The sequence below is a fragment of the Bradyrhizobium sp. P3_C3 genome, from assembly GCF_056402655.1.
The window spans coordinates 46850-65397 of sequence record NZ_JBFUGY010000018.1 but is presented as its reverse complement, the minus strand read 5'-3'; the positions used below and the strand labels follow the sequence as shown (position 1 = coordinate 65397).

Here is an 18548-nt window from a genome sequence, read left to right as displayed (position 1 = left end):
AATTCGACTTTCGACTGGGGACAATACATGGCTGACCATAGCGAAGTGGCGTACACCACCGCCGACGGCAACGACTACGTTGCCCACGAGCAGACCTATGAGGGCTTCATCAAGCTGGTGAAGTACGGCACGGCCTCGGTCGCGCTCATCGTGATCCTGATGGCGATCTTCCTGACCTGACCTATCGGCAGCTGCACACGTCAGCAGCAGCTGCCGCCTACAAAATTTGCATCCAAGCCGGTCCCAAAACCGGTATCGAACGCTGCGGGAGTAACGCTTAAGTTTGCGCGCGCGCTGTCCCGCGTCGCCGGAGGGCCTATGAAGATCGCCGTTGCCAAGGAAATCGATCCGTCGGAGCCGCGTGTCGCCGCTTCGCCTGATACGGTGAAGAAGTTCAAGGCGTTGGGCGCCGAGATCGCCGTCGAGCCGGGCGCCGGCCTCAAATCGGGCCTGCCGGATTCCGAATTCACCGCCGTGGGCGCCACCGTCAGCGCCGATGCGCTGAAGGACGCCGACATCATCATCAAGGTGAAGCGTCCCGAAGCCTCCGAGCTCGCGCAGTACAAGCGCGGTGCGCTCGTCATCGCCATCATGGACCCCTACGGCAACGAGGCCGCGCTGAAGACGATCGCCGATTCCGGCGTCTCCGCCTTCGCGATGGAACTGATGCCGCGCATCACCCGTGCGCAGGTGATGGACGTGCTGTCGTCTCAGGCGAACCTTGCCGGCTACCGCGCCGTGATCGAGGGGGCCGAGGCCTTCGGCCGCGCCTTCCCGATGATGATGACTGCCGCCGGCACCGTGCCCGCCGCAAAGGTGTTCGTGATGGGCGTCGGCGTTGCCGGCCTCCAGGCGATCGCGACCGCGCGCCGTCTCGGCGCCATCGTCACCGCGACCGACGTGCGGCCCGCGACGAAAGAGCAGGTGGAATCGCTCGGCGCAAAATTCCTCGCCGTCGAGGACGAGGAGTTCAAGAACGCGCAGACCGCCGGCGGCTACGCCAAGGAAATGTCCAAGGAATACCAGGCCAAGCAGGCCGCGCTCACCGCCGAACACATCAAGAAGCAGGACATCGTGATCACGACGGCGCTGATTCCGGGCCGGCCGGCGCCGAAGCTCGTTTCGGCCGACATGGTCAAGTCGATGAAGCCGGGTTCGGTGCTGGTCGATCTCGCCGTCGAGCGCGGCGGCAATGTCGAAGGCGCGAGGCCGGGCGAGGTCGCCGATGTCGATGGCATCAAGATCGTCGGCTACACCAACGTTGCCGGCCGCGTCGCGGCGTCCGCCTCCAGCCTCTACGCGCGCAACCTGTTCAATTTCATCGAGACCCTGGTCGACAAGGGCAGCAAGGCTCTTGCCGTCAATTGGGACGACGAACTCGTGAAGGCGACGGCGCTCACCAAGGACGGCGCCGTGATTCACCCGAACTTCCAGCCGAAAGCTTAGGAGAGCCGCCATGGAGCATGTTGCACAGGTCGTCGACCCCTTCGTCTTCCGGCTGTCGATTTTCGTCCTTGCCGTCTTCGTCGGTTATTTCGTGGTGTGGTCGGTGACGCCGGCGCTGCACACGCCGCTGATGAGCGTGACCAACGCAATCTCCTCGGTGATCGTGGTCGGCGCGCTCCTCGCCGGCGGCGTCGCCAATGTCTCGAGCGGCTCGGGCTGGGCACGCGCCTTCGGCTTCGTCGCTCTGATCTTCGCCTGCATCAACATCTTCGGCGGCTTCCTTGTCACCCAGCGGATGCTGGCGATGTACAAGAAGAAGTCGAAGTAAGCGGCCACCTCGGGCTGAAGGGATCAATGGGGACCTGAGATGAGCGCCAACCTCTCTGCATTTTTGTATCTCGTGGCGGGAGTGCTGTTCATCCTGTCGCTGCGCGGGCTGTCGAGCCCGGCTTCGTCGCGCCAGGGCAATCTGTTCGGCATGATCGGCATGGCGATCGCGGTCGCCACCACGCTCGCCAACCATCCGCCGGCAGACGGCCTCGCCTGGGTGCTCGTCATCGTCGGTATCGCGATCGGCGGCGGCATCGGCGCGGTGATCGCCCGCCGCGTGCCGATGACCTCGATGCCGGAACTGGTCGCCGCCTTCCACTCGCTGGTCGGCATGGCCGCGGTGCTGGTCGCCGCCGGCGCGTTCTACGCGCCGGAAGCCTTCGACATCGGCACGCCCGGCAACATCCATCCGCAGAGCCTGGTCGAGATGTCGCTCGGCGTCGCCATCGGCGCGCTGACCTTCACCGGCTCGGTGATCGCGTTCCTGAAGCTGTCCGCGCGCATGAGCGGCGCGCCGATCATCCTGCCGTTCCGCCACGTCATCAACATCGCGCTCGCGATCGCGCTCGTCGTCTTCATCGTCGGGTTGGTGATGTCGGGCAGCGCGCTCGACTTCTGGCTGATCGTCATCATCGCGCTGGCGCTCGGCGTGCTCATGATCATCCCGATCGGCGGCGCCGACATGCCGGTCGTGATCTCGATGCTGAACTCCTATTCCGGCTGGGCTGCGGCCGGCATCGGCTTCACGCTGGGCAATTCCGCGCTGATCATCACCGGCGCGCTGGTCGGCTCGTCGGGTGCGATCCTGTCCTACATCATGTGCCACGCGATGAACCGGTCCTTCATCTCGGTCATCCTCGGTGGCTTTGGCGGCGAGACCGCCGCGGCCGGCGCTGGCGGCGGCGAGCAGAAGCCCGCCAAGCTCGGCTCGGCCGACGACGCCGCCTTCATCATGAAGAATGCGCAGAAGGTCATCATCGTGCCCGGCTACGGCATGGCGGTGGCGCAGGCCCAGCACGCGCTGCGCGAAATGGGCGACATCCTGAAGAAGGAAGGCGTCGAGGTGAAGTACGCCATTCATCCGGTCGCGGGCCGCATGCCCGGCCACATGAACGTGCTGCTCGCCGAGGCCAACGTCCCCTACGACGAGGTGTTCGAGCTCGAGGACATCAACTCCGAATTCGCGCAGGCCGACATCGCCTTCGTGATTGGCGCCAACGACGTCACCAACCCGGCGGCCGAAGAGGACAAGACCTCGCCGATCTACGGCATGCCCGTCCTCCAGGTCTGGAAGGCCGGCACCGTCATGTTCATCAAGCGCTCGCTCGCCTCGGGCTATGCCGGTATCGACAATCCGCTGTTCTATCGCGACAACACCATGATGCTGCTCGGCGACGCCAAGAAGGTCACCGAGAACATCGTCAAGGCGATGTAGGGCGGGAAGGCGAGCGGACCGTGGCCCTGAACAAGGAGTGGCACCGGTCCCATCGCATGCCACCGAAGGCGACGCGCGAGCAGCGTGTCGCGTGGCACGTTGCCCATGCGGCGGCGTGCGGCTGCCGCGAGATTCCCTTGAGCATCCGGCCGGACGTTCTCAAACTGCTCACGAGCCGCCGCAAATCCTGAACTCCGGAATGGCGGGCCGCGATGACATTCCTGAAATGGACCGCCACCATCCTCGCGGCCGGCTACCTCGCCGGTCTCGTCCTGTTGTTTGCCAAACAGCGCGCCATGCTGTTTCCGATTCCGACGGCCGAGCGCACGGCGCCTGCCGCCGCGGGACTTCCAGACGCCGAAGAGCATGTCCTGACGACGTCTGACGGCGAGAAGGTCATCGTCTGGCACGTGCCGCCAAAGCCTGGCCGTGCCGTGGTGCTGTTCTTCCACGGCAACGGCGATTCTCTGGCCGGCCTTGCCGGCCACTTCAAGGCGATCACGGCTGACGGCACCGGTCTCGTCGCGCTGTCCTATCGCGGCTATTCGGGCTCCAGCGGCGCACCGGGCGAAGATGGCCTGCTGCGCGATGGCGCGGCCGCGTACGCGTTCGCGGTGGCGCGCTATGACGCCCGGCGCCTCGTCGCCTGGGGCTTCTCGCTCGGGACCGGCGTTGCGGTCGCCGTCGCCTCCGAACATCCGGTCGGGAAGCTGATCCTCGAGGCGCCCTATTCGTCGATCGCCGACGTCGCCGCCGCGCATTTCTGGTTCGCTCCGGTTCGCCTCCTGATCCGCGACCCCTTCCACTCGGATGAGCGCATCGCACGCGTCACGGCTCCGCTCCTGATCATGCATGGCGCGCAGGACCAGACCATCCCGATCGCATTCGGCGAGAAATTGTTTGCGCTGGCCCGCGAGCCGAAGCAGTTCGTCCGCATTCCCGGCGGCGGGCACGACGATCTCGGCAGCTTTGGCGCCATCGAGATCGCACGAAACTTCATCAATGGGTCCTGAGGGCTGACGGATGCGATCTTCTCGCGCATAATCGGTCTCCCATTGGAAGGAATCGCCCGCATGAGCGCACACGGACCGATGCCGCGGTCGTCCTGGATCTTCCCCGCTCTGGCGGTGCTGCTGTTCCTGATCGTGACCGCGACCGGCTACAGCTTTACGCTGACGGCGGGCGGAGCCCTGTTCGCGATCGTGCTCCTGGTGATCCTGTTCGGCACCGTCTTCGCGGCCGTTCATCATTCCGAGGTGATCGCCGAGCGCATCGGCGAGCCCTATGGCACGCTGCTGCTGACGCTGGCGGTGACCATCATCGAGGTCGCACTGATCACCACGATCATGCTGGGCGACAAGCCGGCCCCGGAGCTCGCCCGCGACACCGTGTTCGCGGTCGTGATGATCGTCTGCAACGGCCTGGTCGGCCTCTGCGTCTTCATCGGCGGCATGCGCTATCGCGAGCAGGGCTTTCAGGTCTCGGGCGCCAACGTCTATCTCAGCGTGCTGATTGCGATGGCAACCATCACCCTGATCATGCCCAACTACACGCTGACGACGCCGGGCCCGATCTATTCGACGCTCCAGCTCGGCTTCGTCGATCTCGCAACGATCGTGCTCTACGGCGTGTTCCTCTACACCCAGACCGTCCTGCACAAGGACTACTTCGTCCACGAGAGGGCGGACGGCGAGGGCGGGGAGGCGCATTTGTCGGGCAGAATGCTGGTGCTCAGCATCGTGCTGCTGCTGATCTCGCTGCTGGCGGTCGTCCTCCTCGCCAAGAAGTTCTCGCTGGTGGTGGACGCGGTCGCCGTTCAGATCGGCGCCCCGCCGGCGTTCGCGGGCCTCCTCGTCGCCCTCCTGATCCTGATGCCGGAGGGTGTCTCGGCGATTGCGGCGGCGCGCAAGAACGACCTCCAGAAGAGCATCAACCTGGCGCTCGGGTCCTCGCTCGCAACCATCGGCCTGACCATTCCGGCGGTCGGGATCGCCACCTACCTGCTCGACCAGCCGCTCGTGCTGGGCCTGAACCCGGCGAACACCGCACTCCTGTTCCTGACATTCTTGTTGAGCATGCTGACCTTCGGCACCGGCAGGACCAATGTCCTGTTCGGGCTGGTCCATATGGTGGTATTTGCCGTCTACGTGTTCATGGTTTTCGTGCCGTAGAAGGAAATTCCCGATGCTTGCCGCCAAATCCGAGGTTCAGATCGACAACGAGCAGGTCCGGGTGACCGAGTGGCGGCTCGACCCGGGCAGCGCGACCGGGCATCACACCCACGGCATGGACTATGTCATTGTTCCCGTCGTCGCCGGCGAGATGACCATCGTGGCGCCCGGCGGCGAGCGTTCCAAGGCGCAGCTCGCGGCCGGAAAATCTTACTTTCGCAAGGCCGGCGTCCAACACGACGTACTTAACGAAACCTCAACCGAGATCGTGTTCCTTGAGATCGAGCTGAAGCCGTAAGGCGGGCGAACCCTTTGCCATCGATCCGTCGCAGTTGATCCCTTACAATGCCCCAAAGTTCCCGCATCTGATCGCGCGGGGAGTGGCCGAGAAATGCTGAAATACCTCGCTAAAATCTCGATGGATATTCTCCCCTCGGTGCTCGCGACGATCATCGGGGCGTACATCGTTAACCACTACATCAACGCCAAGCCGGCGGCCGATGCCCCCGCGGCCGTGGTAGCGCCTGCCGATGCCGGCAAGAGCGGCAAGCCCTCCGATGTGGCCAACCTCCCGGCGCCCGGCGTCAAGGCCAAAGGCGTCTCCGAGAAGAGCGTGACCGACAAGGCGGCGGCCGAGAAGCCGGCCGACAAATCCGGCGAACACCCGGCCGAGACCAAGGCCGCGGACGTTGCTCCCGCCGAGGCCGGCCCGCGCGGCCGCAACCCGGCGCGTGAGAAGGCGGCCGCCAAGTCCGCTCCGGCTGTCACGGCTCCCGCCACCACCCCGGTGGTCGAGGCCAATTCGGCACCGGCGTCCCCGGCTGCGACGCCCGACGCCAACGATCTCGCGCGCGCCGCGATCGAGCGCCTGCGCAAGTCGCCTGAGGGCAAGGCCGCCGAGGCCAGATCTTCCGAAACCAAGTCTTCCGAGAGCAAGCCTTCCGAAGCCCGGCCGGCTGAAACCAAGTCGGTCGAGAGATCGCCGGAGCCTGCGGTTCGGGAAGCCTCCCGCACCCCGGAAGCCCCGCGCGTCATTCCTGCTGAGCCGTCCGCGCTCCGTCCGCTGCCGCCGCCGATCACGGTGTCGACGCCTTCGTCCGAAGCCTATGGCAATGGCGGCGCGTCGCCGGTCAATCCGCCCTACACCGCCTCGATCGGCAACGACGATCCGAACCGGATGACGCCGCCGGCCGACATTCCGGTGCCGGTGATCGCGCCGCCACTCGACCTGCGTGCCGATGCCGGCGCGACCATGCCGCGGCCGAAGAAGACCAATGTCGCCGACGAGATGCTGTCGGGCATGAAGTCGATGTTCCACTCCGTCCTGCCGAAGAGCGCCACCCCCGATTAAGGCGGTGGCTGAGAGCGTCTTCGAGCGACGTGGACACCGCTTCGCGTGAAGAAAACGCGTCAAAACGAGCAGCTCTAGCCGCGCTGTCAGCCGCCGACGCGGGCGAGACCGCTGCGGGCGGTATCGTCGCGTGGACGTAGCGCGACCGCCTTGTTGTAGGATGTGGCCGCCTTGGCCTTGTCACCCAGCCGCTCATAGGCCTGTCCGCGCGTGGTCCACACCTGCGCGTTGTGCGGATCGACCTCAGAGGCCTCATCGAGATCGGCCGCCGCTTCCTTGACCTTGCCGAGGGCGAGATAGCTGATGGCGCGGCCGAGCAACGGCTCGACCTTTTGCGGATTGAGCCCGTTGGCGGCGCTGAAATCGGCGATGGCGAAATTATGCTCGTTGTTGCCCTGATAGATCAGGGCGCGACCATAAAGTGCCTGCGCGTTATAGGGATCGAGCGCGACGGCCCGGTTGAACTCGTCCAGCGCGCCAGCCGTCTCCCCCGCCTTTGCCAGGGTCTGGCCTTTTGCGGTGTGAGCCTGGGCCTCGCTGACATTGCCGGCGCTGACCGCGCTGTCGGCGGCCGTCGCAGCCGCCTTGGGCGCCTCCTGCGGCTTCTCCTTCTCGGGCATCATGGAGCCGAGATCGAAGGAGCAGCCGCACAGCACGATCCCCATCAAGCCGAGCGCGAACGGCTGTCGCCAGATCTGGCGTAGCCGCGCCAAGCGGCGTTCGGGGAAAGGGGAGGCCATCTACGGTTCGCTCGCGCTGGTGCCGCATCGGTAGTGCCCCCGTCCCAGAGAAGGCACCGCTCACAAAACAATAACGCGGGCCAAGGGCCCGCGTCATCGAAAACTGAAGTCTTGGAAAACTGAAGTCTTGCAAGTCAGGCGGAATCAGCGCGGTCCGCGCGGACCCGCACCCGGGCCGCTGCTACGGCCGCCACGATCACCACCGGGACCGGCGCCGAACACCGGCTTCGGCTTCATCGGCAGCAGGCCTTCGCGCTGCAGCTTCTTGCGGGCCAGCTTGCGCGCGCGGCGCACGGCCTCGGCCTTTTCACGGGCCTTCTTCTCGGAGGGCTTCTCGTAATGACCGCGGAGCTTCATCTCGCGGAAAATTCCCTCACGCTGCATCTTCTTCTTCAGCGCCTTGAGGGCTTGATCGACATTGTTATCGCGAACGAGAACCTGCACGCGGCATCCTCTTCAGTGGATCGGATTTGRATTCTGGTAAGTCAAAGGGGATGGCGAAACGCACAAGCCCTTAACCTTGAGGGCGCGGATGTATCAGACAAAACCCGCGATGTCCACCTGCCAAGCAGATTTTCGGGCCAAGTTCAGCCATTAAATAAGGCGAAAATACCTCCGTACGGCCCCGATTTGGGTGATTCGGCGCCAAGGGTGGGGCAGTTCCCGGAGCTTTGCTCCGGAAATTCCTGGAATTAGGGGAGACGTCACATGGATATGAAGAAATACGCTGCCGAGGCGATCGGCACATTCTGGCTCACATTCGCAGGCTGCGGCAGCGCGGTGATCGCCGCCGGCTTTCCGCAGGTCGGAATCGGCCTGGTCGGCGTGTCCCTGGCGTTCGGCTTAAGCGTCGTCACCATGGCCTATGCAATCGGGCACATCTCGGGCTGCCACCTCAACCCGGCCGTCACCGTCGGGCTTGCCGCCGGAGGACGCTTCCCGGCGGGACAGATCCTGCCTTACGTGATCGCACAGGTCTGCGGCGCGATCGTCGCCGCCCAGCTGCTTTACATAATCGCCAGCGGTGCTCCCGGATTCGACGTCAGCAAGGGTTTTGCGTCGAACGGCTACGACGCGCATTCGCCCGGCCAGTACAGCCTGATCGCCTGCTTCGTCACCGAGGTGGTGATGACCATGATGTTCCTGTTCGTCATCATGGGCGCCACCCATGGCCGCGCGCCCGCGGGCTTCGCTCCGCTCGCGATCGGGCTCGCGCTGGTGATGATCCATCTCGTCAGCATCCCCGTCACCAACACGTCGGTGAACCCGGCGCGCAGCACCGGGCCCGCACTGTTCGTCGGCGGCTGGGCGCTGTCGCAGCTCTGGCTGTTCTGGGTCGCTCCGCTGATCGGCGGCGCGCTGGGCGGGGTGCTCTATCGCTGGCTCAGCGAGGAGCCCTCTGGCGTCGTCGCGGGCGTGAAGACGGCCTGATCGAAAGGCGGGATCGCGGCATGCGCCGCGGTCCCGCTACTTGCCCTTCGTCGGCCTGACTTCGGTGACGTGGCCCATCTTGCGGCCGGGGCGCGGCGCGCCCTTGCCGTAGATGTGCACGGTCACGCCCGGCACGCTCAGCCACTTCTCGTAATCGTTGATCTCGTCGCCGATCAGATTGGTCATGGTGACGATTTCGCCGTGGCGCACGGCCTTGCCGAGCGGCCAGCCGGCAATGGCGCGGATGTGCTGCTCGAACTGCGAGACTGAGGCGCCGTCGAGCGTCCAGTGTCCGGAATTGTGCACGCGCGGAGCGATCTCGTTGACCAGCACCTTCGGCCCGGTGCCGTTGGCGAGCACGAACATCTCGACCGCGAGCACGCCGACATAATCGAGCGCCCCGGCGATCTTGCCGGCGATGCTGCGCGCTTCTTCCGCGAGCGCATCCGGAATCTGTGCGGGGGCGCGGGATATCTTCAGAATGTGGTCGCGGTGCTCGTTCTCGGTGACGTCGAAGCACTCGACCTGGCCGGTCGCCGAGCGCGCCGCAATCACGGAGATTTCGCGCTCGTACGGGATGAAGGCTTCGAGGATCGCCGATTTGGTGGCGAGGCTGGTCCACACCTTGGCGATGTCGTCGCCCTCGCGGATGATGGCCTGGCCCTTGCCGTCGTAGCCGAAGCGGCGGGTTTTCAGCACCGCAGGGAGGCCGATCCGGACGATCGCCTCGCGCAGCGAGGAGACCGAGGTGACGTCGGCATAGGCTGCGGTGCCGATGCCGAGCCGCGTCACGAAATCCTTCTCGGCGAGCCGGTCCTGGGTGGTCTCGAGGATCTTGCGGTTGGGCAGCACCGGGCGGCGCGCGTCCAGCACCATCGCGGCGGCAGACGGCACGTTCTCGAATTCGTAGGTGATGACGTCGACGTCGTTGGCGAACAACTCGAGCGCTTCGACGTCGGCATATTCGGCGCAGGTCGCGTTCAGCACGACGTCGAAGGCGGGCGAGTCCGGATCGGGCGAGAATACCTGGCAGCGCAGGCCGAGCCGCGCCGCAGCCATGGCGAGCATCCGCCCCAATTGTCCGCCGCCGAGGATTCCGATGGTGTCGCCGGGCTTCAGCTTCACCTGCTTTGCGTCAGTCACGCCTTGTCCTCCGGGCGCTCCGCAACCGCCTCGGTCTGTGCCTTGCGCCAGGCGGCGAGACGGTCGGCCAGGGCCGGGTCGGACAATGCGAGCACTGAAGCCGCAAGCAGCGCCGCGTTGATCGCGCCGGCCTTGCCGATGGCGAGGGTGCCGACCGGGATGCCCGCCGGCATCTGCACGATCGAATAGAGCGAATCGATGCCCTTGAGCGTCCTGGACTCGACGGGAACGCCGAACACGGGCAGTTCCGTCAGCGCCGCCGCCATGCCGGGCAGATGCGCAGCGCCGCCCGCGCCGGCGATGATGACCTTGTAGCCCGCCGCCTTGGCGCCCTTGGCGAATGCAAACAGCCGGTCGGGGGTGCGGTGTGCCGAAACGATGCGGGTATCGGCGGCAACGCCGAGCGCTGCGAGCGTGTCGGCGGCATGCCGCATCGTCTCCCAGTCCGACTGGCTTCCCATGATGATGGCGATCGGCGCGGTCATGACGTCAATTGTGCTCGGAAAACAGAAAGATAGGCCAGATTAACGGTTCCGGCCGGTGGCTCGCAAGGCGGTGGCAAGGAGAAGGGAATGCACTATCCTGTCTTGGTGAATCCCCGCAAGCCTTCATTGAGCAGGATGCCCATGAAGAAACCAAAAAGGGCGAGCGCTGCGAAGGCCAAAAAGGGCCGAAAGACCAGCGCCAGCCGCTCCAAAGCCGCCCCCAGGCGGCTGGCGAAGCGCTCGGCCAAGCCGGCGCGGCGCGGAGCGTCGGCCGCCGACGACACCAGGGCGACCATCCGCGGCTTGCGGAGCAAGCTCAAGGAGGCGGAGCGGCGGGTCGCGGAACTGGAAGCTGCGGCCGACACCGATTTCCTGCTCGAGATTCCGAACCGGCGCGGCTTCGAGCGCGAGCTCGCGCGCGCCATCGCCTACATGAAGCGCTACCGCGCCAGCGGCGCGCTGATCGTGCTCGACGTCGATCGCCTGAAGCCGATCAATGATTCCTTCGGCCATGCCGCCGGAGACGAGGTGCTCAAGGCGATTGCGGCCACCCTGACGCGGCAGGTCCGCGCCTCGGACGTGGTCGGCCGGCTTGGCGGCGACGAGTTCGCGCTGCTGCTCTGGAATCTCAGCGAGACCGACGCCAAGGCGAAGGCAGCGGCCTTCGAGCAGGCGATCGACGAATTGTCGTTTGCCTTTCGCGGTCAGCGCGTGACCGCGGGCGCCTCCGCAGGTGTCGCGCTGCTGGGGGCGCAGTCCGATGCAGGCCGCGCGCTGGAGGAGGCTGATGCCGCCATGTATGTGCGCAAGGCGCACCGGCGGCACGAGCCGCTGATCAGGCTGGTCAGCAACTAGGGCACGATCTTCGCGACAAATGCGGACCGCGTTGCGCGGAGATCATGCTCAAGCAACAACCCTTACAGCGTGGCCAGATCTTCCGGCACGTTGCCGAATTTACGCAGCAGCGTGGCGTCGCCGAATTCGCCGGTCATGGGATCGCCRCTGCGGCTGAACGCAACCGCGCCGATATGGCCGGCACCGTGCGCCAGGATCTCGGCGCGCCGCAACGCGGCCGCCGAGCTCTGGCATTCCTCCGCGGCGCCCGCGACAGGCGATCCGTCGGCATCGATCAGGAAGGGCATTGCAACGTAGTAGGTCACATCCGACATGGCGTTGCTCCGATGTTGAACTCAGGCGGCGCTGCTGTTGCTCCGCACCTTGCTGCGTGCGGTCTCGGGAATGCAGCCGGCTGAAATCGCCGCCTGTAATTCTTCCAGCTCTGCTTCCAGATATTCGTTGGCCATGATCAGCGCCTTGATGGTGCTACGCAGATTGCCGTCGCACATCGCGATCGCCTGGTCGCAGGCCTGTTCATAATGGCTGTTGTCGAGAAGGGCGGTTGCCGACATCTGCGTTGTCCTCGGGGGTTTCCTGGGCGTTTCCTGGGGCGTTGGGATGTCCAAATGTTCCTATTTTGTTCTTTTCGAGTCAAGCGGATTCGGATGCGGCGTGCTGCCACGAAAAGGGCCTCGCGGTTCAGGCGATGATGTCCGGCGTGATCTGGTCTTCGATGAACGCGATACGGTCGCGCAACAACAGCTTGCGCTTCTTCAACCGTTGTAACCGCAACAGGTCGGGGGCAGGCGATTGATGCATCGCATCGATCGCGGCGTCGAGATCTCGGTGTTCTTGCTGCAACCGGGTGAGCTCGGCTTCGAGCTCACGCTCGTCTTCATTGGTCATGTTCGCGGTGGCCGAAAACCCGATGGGCGTGAGATTCAAGGCTGTGGATGCCCTGTGGAAATTATCGTCCTTGCGCGCCGTGATCGCAAGCGATCTCGGGCCGCCGCTCACCGAACTCTCGCAAGATATTTCGACGATTCGTTGCGGCGTTGCGCAAGCACGTTGATATCATGGATTTTTCCAGCGTGGTTCCTTACTCACGATTCGTTACATATGAATTTTCAAAAATGACGCTGCGACGACGGATACATATCGACAGAACGAATCGGTGATGTACACTTGTTTGTCCGGATCGAATCCAAGGTTTCCCCCTACCGAGGAGGTTTCGAATGACAATTCAGGCACATCTGGTTGAATTGGAACGGAAGCACAAAACGCTCGAAAACGAATTGCACGAAGCTCTCGTGCACCTTTCAACAGACGACCTGCAAATTGTTGAGTTGAAGCGACGGAAGTTGATGGTCAAGGACCAGATCGAGCGTTTGAAGCACACCGGCGACACGCTCCACTAGTAACCCCTGTAACAGTGTAGAGTTGAACTTACCCTTTCATGCAGGGGTGAGAGCTGTTGCGCTCATCCCTGCATGAAGGTGCGCAGCGTGCAAAGTTATTTGCGCGGCGCTTGGAGCCTTTCCGCTCCGATGGAAAATCCCCTAGATGCCTGCGAGCTCAGCGACGTGATCCGCGATCGCGAGCGACGACGTCAGTCCCGGCGATTCGATGCCGAACAGGTTGATCAGGCCTTCGACGCCGTGATCGCGCGGGCCCTGCATCAGAAAATCCTGCGTGGCCACCGCCGGCGGCACGATCTTCGGGCGAATGCCTGAATAGCTCGGCATCAGCGCGCCGTCGGGCAGCGTCGGCCAGTATCTCCGGATCGCCGGATAGAAGCGTTCGGCGCGTGACGGATCGACCTCGTAATTGATCGTCTCGATCCACTCCACGTCGGGGCCGAAGCGTGCCTGCCCGGCCATGTCCAGTGTCAGATGCACGCCGAGCCCGCCTGGCTCGGGCACCGGATAGATCAGGTGCGAGAACGGTGCCCTGGCGTTGCAGCTGAAATAGTTTCCCTTGGCGAGATAGGCGGGTGGAATCCGGTCGATCGGCATGCCGTCGATGTGGCGTGCGACCGTTGTCGCCGAGAGCCCGGCGGCGTTGACGAGCAGGCCGCATTGCAGCGTCATCGGCGCTTCGCCGCCGGCCTCGATCTCGATCGCATCGCCGGCTGCCTTGGCGCGGATCAGCGGGGTGTGAAACGCGAAGGCCGCGCCGGCTGCCTCGGCCTCGCCGCGCAGCGAGAGCATGTAGGCGTGGCTGTCGATGATGCCGGTCGATGGCGAGAGCAGCGCGGCATCGCAGGCGAGCGCCGGCTCCAGCGCGCGCGCGGCCTCGCCGGTGAGCAGCTGCATGTCGAGCACGCCATTGGCCTCGGCATGCGCCTTGATCGATTGCAGCTTCTCGGTCTCCTTGGCGCTGGTCGCGACGATCAGCTTGCCGCAGTTCTTGTGCGGGATGCCGCGCTCGCCGCAGTAGCGGTACAGCTCATGCTTGCCGCTGACGCACATGCGCGCCATCCAGCTGCCGGCGCGGTAATAGATCCCGGCATGGATCACCTCGCTGTTGCGCGAGGAGGTGATGGTGCCGATGGCCTCGGCTTCCTCGAGCACGATCACCTCGCGCCCGGCCTGGGCAAGCTTTCGAGCCACCGCGAGCCCGACCACGCCCGCTCCGATGACGACGCAGTCGACCCTATCCATGGTTGTGCAGTGTGTCCATTGAAAGCATCGGTGGCATCAGGCCTGAGAACCACGGCACCGGGCCGTTTTCCATTAAGGAAGCATTTATCATGTCAGGGCAATTGCCGTATTTGGCGTCACATTTTTCTGTTGCGCGTACAGGCGTTTACCCGATCCAAACCCGTGAAGCCAGACAATCCGACGTTGAAAGCGCGGGTGGCTGATGGCTGAGAAGAACTGGCACGTGGGCAGCACGCTTCCGATTGCTGTGCAGGCCGTCGTGTGCCTGGGCAGCGCGGTCGCGCCTGCGCGCGCCTTTGCGCTCTCGGACAGCTTCGCGCCACCAGGCAAGCTCGATCCCAATTTGGTCTGGGAAGCGCTGATCGGCGGCATCGTCGTCTGTGCGTTCCTGGCCGCCATCGCGCTCTGGATCCATTCCTCGCTGCGCCGCACCAAGCGCTTGCAGCTGCGGCGCAACGCCTTCGTCTCCTCCGCCATGAACAATCTCAACCAGGGCGTGGTGATGACGGATGCGCAACGACGCATCATGTTCTGCAACGACCGCTATCTCGAGATCTACGGCCTGGCGCGCTCGGATCTGTGGACCGGGATGACCGGCTACGACATCCTCGAACTCAGGCGCAAGCGCGACGTCCTCGGCGGTGTCTCCGACGATGAGTTCTACGAGAAGGCGGCGAGCCCCAACGGCCTGATCACCGAACTGCCTGATGGCCGCGCCATCCTGGTGAAATATTTCGTGTTGCCGAACGGCGGCTCGGTCGCGACGCATCTGGACGTCAGCGATCAGCGCAAGCTGTCACGGCAGCTCGCCTCCACCAAGCAATTCCTGGAAACCGTGCTGGACCACGTGCCGGCCTGCGTCGCCGCGAAGAACATCGAGGACGGGCGTTACATCTTCGCCAACAGCGCCTATGAACGGTTCTGGGGGTTCTCGCGCGACCACGCCGTCGGCAAGAATGCGCGTGAGCTGTTCGCGCCCATCTCGGCGGCCAGCATCGAGGCGGCCGACAAGGCGGCACTGAATTCGCAGGACGGCCAGTTCCGCAATGAATTCGAGGTCGATCGCGCCGGTGAACGGCGCATGGTTGCCTCGATCCGGATCGTGGTCCGCGACGAGAGCAACAAGCCCGAATTCCTGATGCTCGTGTTCGAGGATATCACCGACCGCCGCTCGCTGTCGCAGGAGCTGGAGAGCACGAAGAAGTTCCTGGAGCTTGTGGTCGACAACATTCCGGTGGCGCTGATCGTGGAGCAGGTCAAGGACGGCCGCTACCTGCTCGCCAATCGCAGCGCGGAGACGATCCTCAACCGCCGGCGCGAGGAGGCCACGGGCCTGACGGCCTCCGACATCTTCAATCCCAAGGAAGCCAAGCTGATCATCGCGCGCGACGAGGCCGCGATCAAGAAGCGCGGGATGATTACCGAGGAGCACCCGATCTCCACCAAGGACGGCCTGCGGCTGTTCCTGACCCGGCGGGCGACCGTGCTCAGCGATGCCGGCGAGCCGCAATATCTGATCAAGACCCACGAAGACGTCACCGACCGCCGGCAGACAGAGTCGCGCATGGCGCACATGGCCTATCACGACGGCCTGACCGATCTGCCGAACCGCGCCGCCTTCCTCCAGGCGCTGACCCAGATGATCGAGGCCTGCGAAGGCACCAGTGAGGAGTTCGCCGTGCTCTGCCTCGACCTCGACGGCCTCAAGGAGGTCAACGACGTCTTCGGTCATGCGCTCGGCGACAAGCTGTTGATCGAGGTAGCCCAGCGGCTTCAGGATTCCGCGCGCGGCGGCGTGGTGGCGCGCCTGTCCGGCGACGAGTTCGGCCTGATCATCGACGGCAAGCAGCCGGAGGCGGGCCTTGCGCTGGCGCAGCAGCTCGGCGAGGCCGTTGCCCAGGAATTTCAGATCGACGGCCGGGCGGTCCGCGCCGGCGTCACCACCGGCATGTCGATCTTCCCGCATAATGGTGCCGACGGCGCATCGCTGCTGGCCAATGCCGGCGCGGCGCTGTTCCGCGCCAAGCAGAAGTCGCGCGGCACGATCGGCCTTTACCAGCCGGAGATGGACCAGCAGATCCGCGACCGCCGCGTGCTGCACCAGGACCTGTCGAAAGCGATCAAGAACGGCGAATTGTCGCTCGCGTTCCAGCCGCAGGGCATCGCGCGCCACAGCGTCGCCGAGAGCGAGATTATCGGCTTCGAAGCGCTGGCGCGCTGGCAGCATCCGGTGCGCGGCCAGGTCTCGCCGGCCGAGTTCATCCCGATCGCGGAGGAGAGCGGCCTGATCGTCGAGATGGGCGAGTGGATCCTGCGCGAGGCCTGCCGCGAGGCGGCGTCCTGGCCGAAGCCGCTCCAGGTCGCGGTCAATTTGTCGCCGGCGCAGTTCATGCACGGCGACGTGGTCGGGCTGGTCCATTCGATCCTGATCGAGACGGGCCTGGCACCCGGCCGGCTCGAGCTGGAAATCACCGAGGGCGTGCTGATCGAGGACTTTGACCGGGGTCTTGCATTGCTGCGCCGGCTGAAGGCGCTCGGCGTGCGCATCTCCATGGATGATTTCGGCAGCGGTTATTCTTCGCTGAGCTATCTCCAGGCGTTCCCGTTCGACAAGATCAAGATCGACCGCGCCTTCATCATGAATCTCGGTCGCAACCCGCAATCGGCGGCTATCGTCCGCGCCGTGATCGATCTCGGCCACGGCCTCGAAATGTCGATCATCGCCGAGGGCGTCGAGACCCTCGATCAGCTCGTCTTTCTTGCCAAGGAGGGCTGCGACGGCGTGCAGGGCTACCTGCTCGGCAAGCCGCTGCCGATCGGGAAATATGCCGGCCTCGTCGGCCGCGCCGAGACCATGGAGCTTGCGCTCAAGACCGGCTAGAGCGTTATCGAGCCAAGCGGATACCGGTTCGCGCAAAGAAAACGCGTCAAAACAAGAATCCAAAGCCTCGTTCCGATTTCATCGGAATGGAAATGGCTCTAGTGATGGCGGGCGCTAGCTCCCATTCGACGGCTTCATGGCGGATTACGACCTTGCGATCATCGGCGGCGGCCTGAACGGTGTCAGCCTCGCCCGCGATGCGGCCGGCCGCGGCCTGCGGGTCATTCTGCTGGAGCAGGGCGATCTCGGCGGCGCGGCGTCATCCGCGACGCCGCGGCTGATCCATGGCGATCTGTCGGTGCTGGAACGCCGCGGTTTTTGGCGGGTGCGCCGGGCTTTGGCCGAGCGCCGGACCTGGCTTGCCATCGCGCCGCATCTGGTCCGGCCGATGCGCTTCGTGATCCCGGCCCATTCCGAGGAGCGTCCACCCTGGCTGCTGCGCGCCGGCTTGTACCTCTATGACGGCCTCACCGGTCGGAGCGGCCTGCCTGCCGCGACCACCCTCGACATCACGCATCATCCGGTCGGCAACGCGCTGAAGCGCCCGTTCGGAACGGCTTTCGAATATTCGGACTGCGTCGTCGATGATTCCCGCCTGGTGGTGCTGACGGCGCTGGACGCCGCCGAACGCGGCGCTGCGATCCGGACCGGGGCGCGCTGTGTCCGCGCCGATCGAACCGACACATGGCGCCTCGCGGTGGTCGATCGTGGCCATCGCCGCGTGGTCACGGCCCGGGCGCTGGCCAATGCCACCGGCGGCTGGACGTCGATCGTCGCAGAGACCGTGCTGCGCCAGCCGCAGCCTGCCATGGCGGCCATGCAGATGAGCCAGATCATCGTGCCGCGGCTGTTCGAGTCCGATAACGTCTACGTCTTCCAGAACAGCGATGGGCGGCTGATCTTTGCGAGCCCCTTTGAGCGCAATTTCACGCTGATCGGCACGGTCACTCGTGATTTCACCGGTGATCCCGCGATCGTGGCGATGCCTGGGGCCGACGTCAGCTATCTCTGCGAGGCGGCCAGCCGCTATTTCCGCGAGCGCGTCGCGCCCACCGACGTGGTGCGCGCGGTCTCCGGCGTCAACCTGACGCTGGCGTCCGTGCGGCGGCGCGACGGGACGACGCTGTTCCACGCGCGCCGGCGCAAGGCGCCGCTGATCACGATGTTCGGCGGCGACGTCACCACCTCGCGCCTGCGCGCCGAGCGGGCCGTGACGAAGCTGACGCCGTTCTATCCGATGTCGCCGCCCTGGACCGCCAGCGCAGCGTTGCCCGGCGGAGACTTTGCCTGGGACCGTTTCGACACCGAAGTCGACCTCGCCCGCGACCGCTGGCGCTTCCTGTCGGAGCCGCAGGCCCAGCGTCTGGTCGCGGCCTACGGCTCACGCTTGCCGGCCGTGCTCGGCGAGGCGAAGACCCGCGACGAGCTCGGCCCCGCCTTCGGCCCCGAGCTGACCGGCGCCGAAGTGCGCTATCTGATGACCCGCGAATGGGCGCGTTTTCCCGAGGATATTCTGTGGCGCCGTTCCAAGCTCKGCCTGACGATGCCCGCGGCGGATCGCGACGCGCTGGCCATGTTCATGGCGAATGTGAGCTAGTGGCGTAGCCCGGATGGAGCGAAGCGCAATCCGGGAAA

At 65.0% G+C, this 18548-nt stretch carries 21 protein-coding genes; 13 read left to right on the top strand and 8 right to left on the bottom strand.

Going from position 1 to position 18548, the window contains the following annotated elements:
* Window positions 1-27 precede the first annotated feature (27 nt).
* The 8 genes from AC1DW2_RS21440 (at window position 28) to AC1DW2_RS21405 (ending at window position 6733) form a co-directional block, all read left to right on the top strand.
* A complete protein-coding gene (locus AC1DW2_RS21440) occupies window positions 28-180 on the top strand; it encodes an aa3-type cytochrome c oxidase subunit IV (RefSeq protein WP_008136857.1) in 153 nt (50 codons plus the stop codon).
* A gap of 138 nt (window positions 181-318) precedes the next feature.
* Entirely contained in the window at window positions 319-1446 is a 1128-nt protein-coding gene (locus AC1DW2_RS21435) for a Re/Si-specific NAD(P)(+) transhydrogenase subunit alpha (protein ID WP_063981115.1), read from the top strand.
* Window positions 1447-1456: 10 nt separating this feature from the next.
* Window positions 1457-1774, top strand: coding sequence for a proton-translocating transhydrogenase family protein (locus AC1DW2_RS21430; RefSeq protein ID WP_063981116.1), 318 nt, complete (start codon window positions 1457-1459; stop codon window positions 1772-1774).
* A 39-nt stretch (window positions 1775-1813) separates the two neighbouring features.
* Window positions 1814-3211, top strand: a complete 1398-nt coding sequence (locus AC1DW2_RS21425; protein WP_063981117.1) for an NAD(P)(+) transhydrogenase (Re/Si-specific) subunit beta — start codon at window positions 1814-1816, stop codon at window positions 3209-3211.
* Window positions 3212-3423: 212 nt separating this feature from the next.
* Entirely contained in the window at window positions 3424-4224 is an 801-nt protein-coding gene (locus tag AC1DW2_RS21420) for an alpha/beta hydrolase (protein ID WP_135216416.1), read from the top strand.
* 60 nt (window positions 4225-4284) lie between these two features.
* Window positions 4285-5382, top strand: coding sequence for a calcium:cation antiporter (locus tag AC1DW2_RS21415; RefSeq protein ID WP_063981119.1), 1098 nt, complete (start codon window positions 4285-4287; stop codon window positions 5380-5382).
* A 13-nt stretch (window positions 5383-5395) separates the two neighbouring features.
* Window positions 5396-5680, top strand: coding sequence for a cupin domain-containing protein (locus AC1DW2_RS21410; RefSeq protein WP_063981120.1), 285 nt, complete (start codon window positions 5396-5398; stop codon window positions 5678-5680).
* A gap of 93 nt (window positions 5681-5773) precedes the next feature.
* On the top strand, window positions 5774-6733 hold the full coding sequence (locus AC1DW2_RS21405; RefSeq protein WP_063981121.1) for a hypothetical protein: 960 nt from the start codon (window positions 5774-5776) through the stop codon (window positions 6731-6733).
* An 86-nt stretch (window positions 6734-6819) separates the two neighbouring features.
* Here the strand turns inward: AC1DW2_RS21405 and AC1DW2_RS21400 are convergent, their stop codons facing one another.
* A complete protein-coding gene (locus tag AC1DW2_RS21400; protein ID WP_166080021.1) occupies window positions 6820-7473 on the bottom strand; it encodes a tetratricopeptide repeat protein in 654 nt (217 codons plus the stop codon).
* 144 nt (window positions 7474-7617) lie between these two features.
* Window positions 7618-7917 carry a 30S ribosomal protein S21 gene (gene rpsU / locus AC1DW2_RS21395; RefSeq protein ID WP_063981123.1) on the bottom strand — a complete coding sequence of 100 codons (300 nt, stop codon included), beginning with the start codon at window positions 7915-7917 and terminating at the stop codon, window positions 7618-7620.
* Window positions 7918-8181: 264 nt separating this feature from the next.
* On the opposite strand from rpsU, the gene aqpZ reads away from it, so the two are divergent.
* Window positions 8182-8904, top strand: coding sequence for an aquaporin Z (gene aqpZ / locus AC1DW2_RS21390; RefSeq protein ID WP_063981124.1), 723 nt, complete (start codon window positions 8182-8184; stop codon window positions 8902-8904).
* Between the two features lie 36 nt (window positions 8905-8940).
* Here the strand turns inward: aqpZ and AC1DW2_RS21385 are convergent, their stop codons facing one another.
* Complete coding sequence (locus tag AC1DW2_RS21385; protein ID WP_063981125.1) at window positions 8941-10047, bottom strand: 5-(carboxyamino)imidazole ribonucleotide synthase; 1107 nt, start codon at window positions 10045-10047, stop codon at window positions 8941-8943.
* Complete coding sequence (purE, locus tag AC1DW2_RS21380) at window positions 10044-10532, bottom strand: 5-(carboxyamino)imidazole ribonucleotide mutase (protein WP_354120079.1); 489 nt, start codon at window positions 10530-10532, stop codon at window positions 10044-10046. The genes AC1DW2_RS21385 and purE overlap by 4 nt, the downstream gene beginning before the upstream one ends.
* A 141-nt stretch (window positions 10533-10673) precedes the next feature.
* Here purE and AC1DW2_RS21375 point away from each other — a divergent pair, with 141 nt between their 5' ends.
* Window positions 10674-11387: a GGDEF domain-containing protein gene (locus AC1DW2_RS21375; protein ID WP_477007141.1), complete on the top strand. Its 714-nt coding sequence runs from the start codon at window positions 10674-10676 to the stop codon at window positions 11385-11387.
* 62 nt (window positions 11388-11449) lie between these two features.
* Here AC1DW2_RS21375 and AC1DW2_RS21370 read toward each other — a convergent pair whose 3' ends face one another.
* The 3 genes from AC1DW2_RS21370 to AC1DW2_RS21360 all read right to left on the bottom strand — a co-directional run bounded on the left by AC1DW2_RS21370 (window position 11450) and on the right by AC1DW2_RS21360 (window position 12275).
* Window positions 11450-11701, bottom strand: a complete 252-nt coding sequence (locus tag AC1DW2_RS21370) for a hypothetical protein (protein ID WP_063981128.1) — start codon at window positions 11699-11701, stop codon at window positions 11450-11452.
* Between the two features lie 21 nt (window positions 11702-11722).
* Window positions 11723-11941 (bottom strand): hypothetical protein, encoded by a 219-nt coding sequence (locus tag AC1DW2_RS21365; RefSeq protein WP_014492449.1) that lies wholly within the window; start codon window positions 11939-11941, stop codon window positions 11723-11725.
* Window positions 11942-12068: 127 nt separating this feature from the next.
* Entirely contained in the window at window positions 12069-12275 is a 207-nt protein-coding gene (locus tag AC1DW2_RS21360; protein ID WP_063986093.1) for a YdcH family protein, read from the bottom strand.
* A gap of 329 nt (window positions 12276-12604) precedes the next feature.
* Here AC1DW2_RS21360 and AC1DW2_RS21355 point away from each other — a divergent pair, with 329 nt between their 5' ends.
* Complete coding sequence (locus tag AC1DW2_RS21355) at window positions 12605-12787, top strand: YdcH family protein (RefSeq protein WP_008131172.1); 183 nt, start codon at window positions 12605-12607, stop codon at window positions 12785-12787.
* 141 nt (window positions 12788-12928) lie between these two features.
* Here AC1DW2_RS21355 and AC1DW2_RS21350 read toward each other — a convergent pair whose 3' ends face one another.
* Window positions 12929-14032, bottom strand: coding sequence for an NAD(P)/FAD-dependent oxidoreductase (locus AC1DW2_RS21350; protein WP_354120080.1), 1104 nt, complete (start codon window positions 14030-14032; stop codon window positions 12929-12931).
* A 202-nt stretch (window positions 14033-14234) separates the two neighbouring features.
* On the opposite strand from AC1DW2_RS21350, the gene AC1DW2_RS21345 reads away from it, so the two are divergent.
* The gene (locus AC1DW2_RS21345) at window positions 14235-16913 is read left to right on the top strand and encodes a sensor domain-containing protein (protein ID WP_477007140.1); all 2679 of its coding nucleotides are present in this window, start codon (window positions 14235-14237) and stop codon (window positions 16911-16913) included.
* Between the two features lie 136 nt (window positions 16914-17049).
* A complete protein-coding gene (locus AC1DW2_RS21340; RefSeq protein ID WP_477007139.1) occupies window positions 17050-18510 on the top strand; it encodes a glycerol-3-phosphate dehydrogenase in 1461 nt (486 codons plus the stop codon).
* The last annotated feature ends 38 nt before the right edge of the window (window positions 18511-18548 follow it).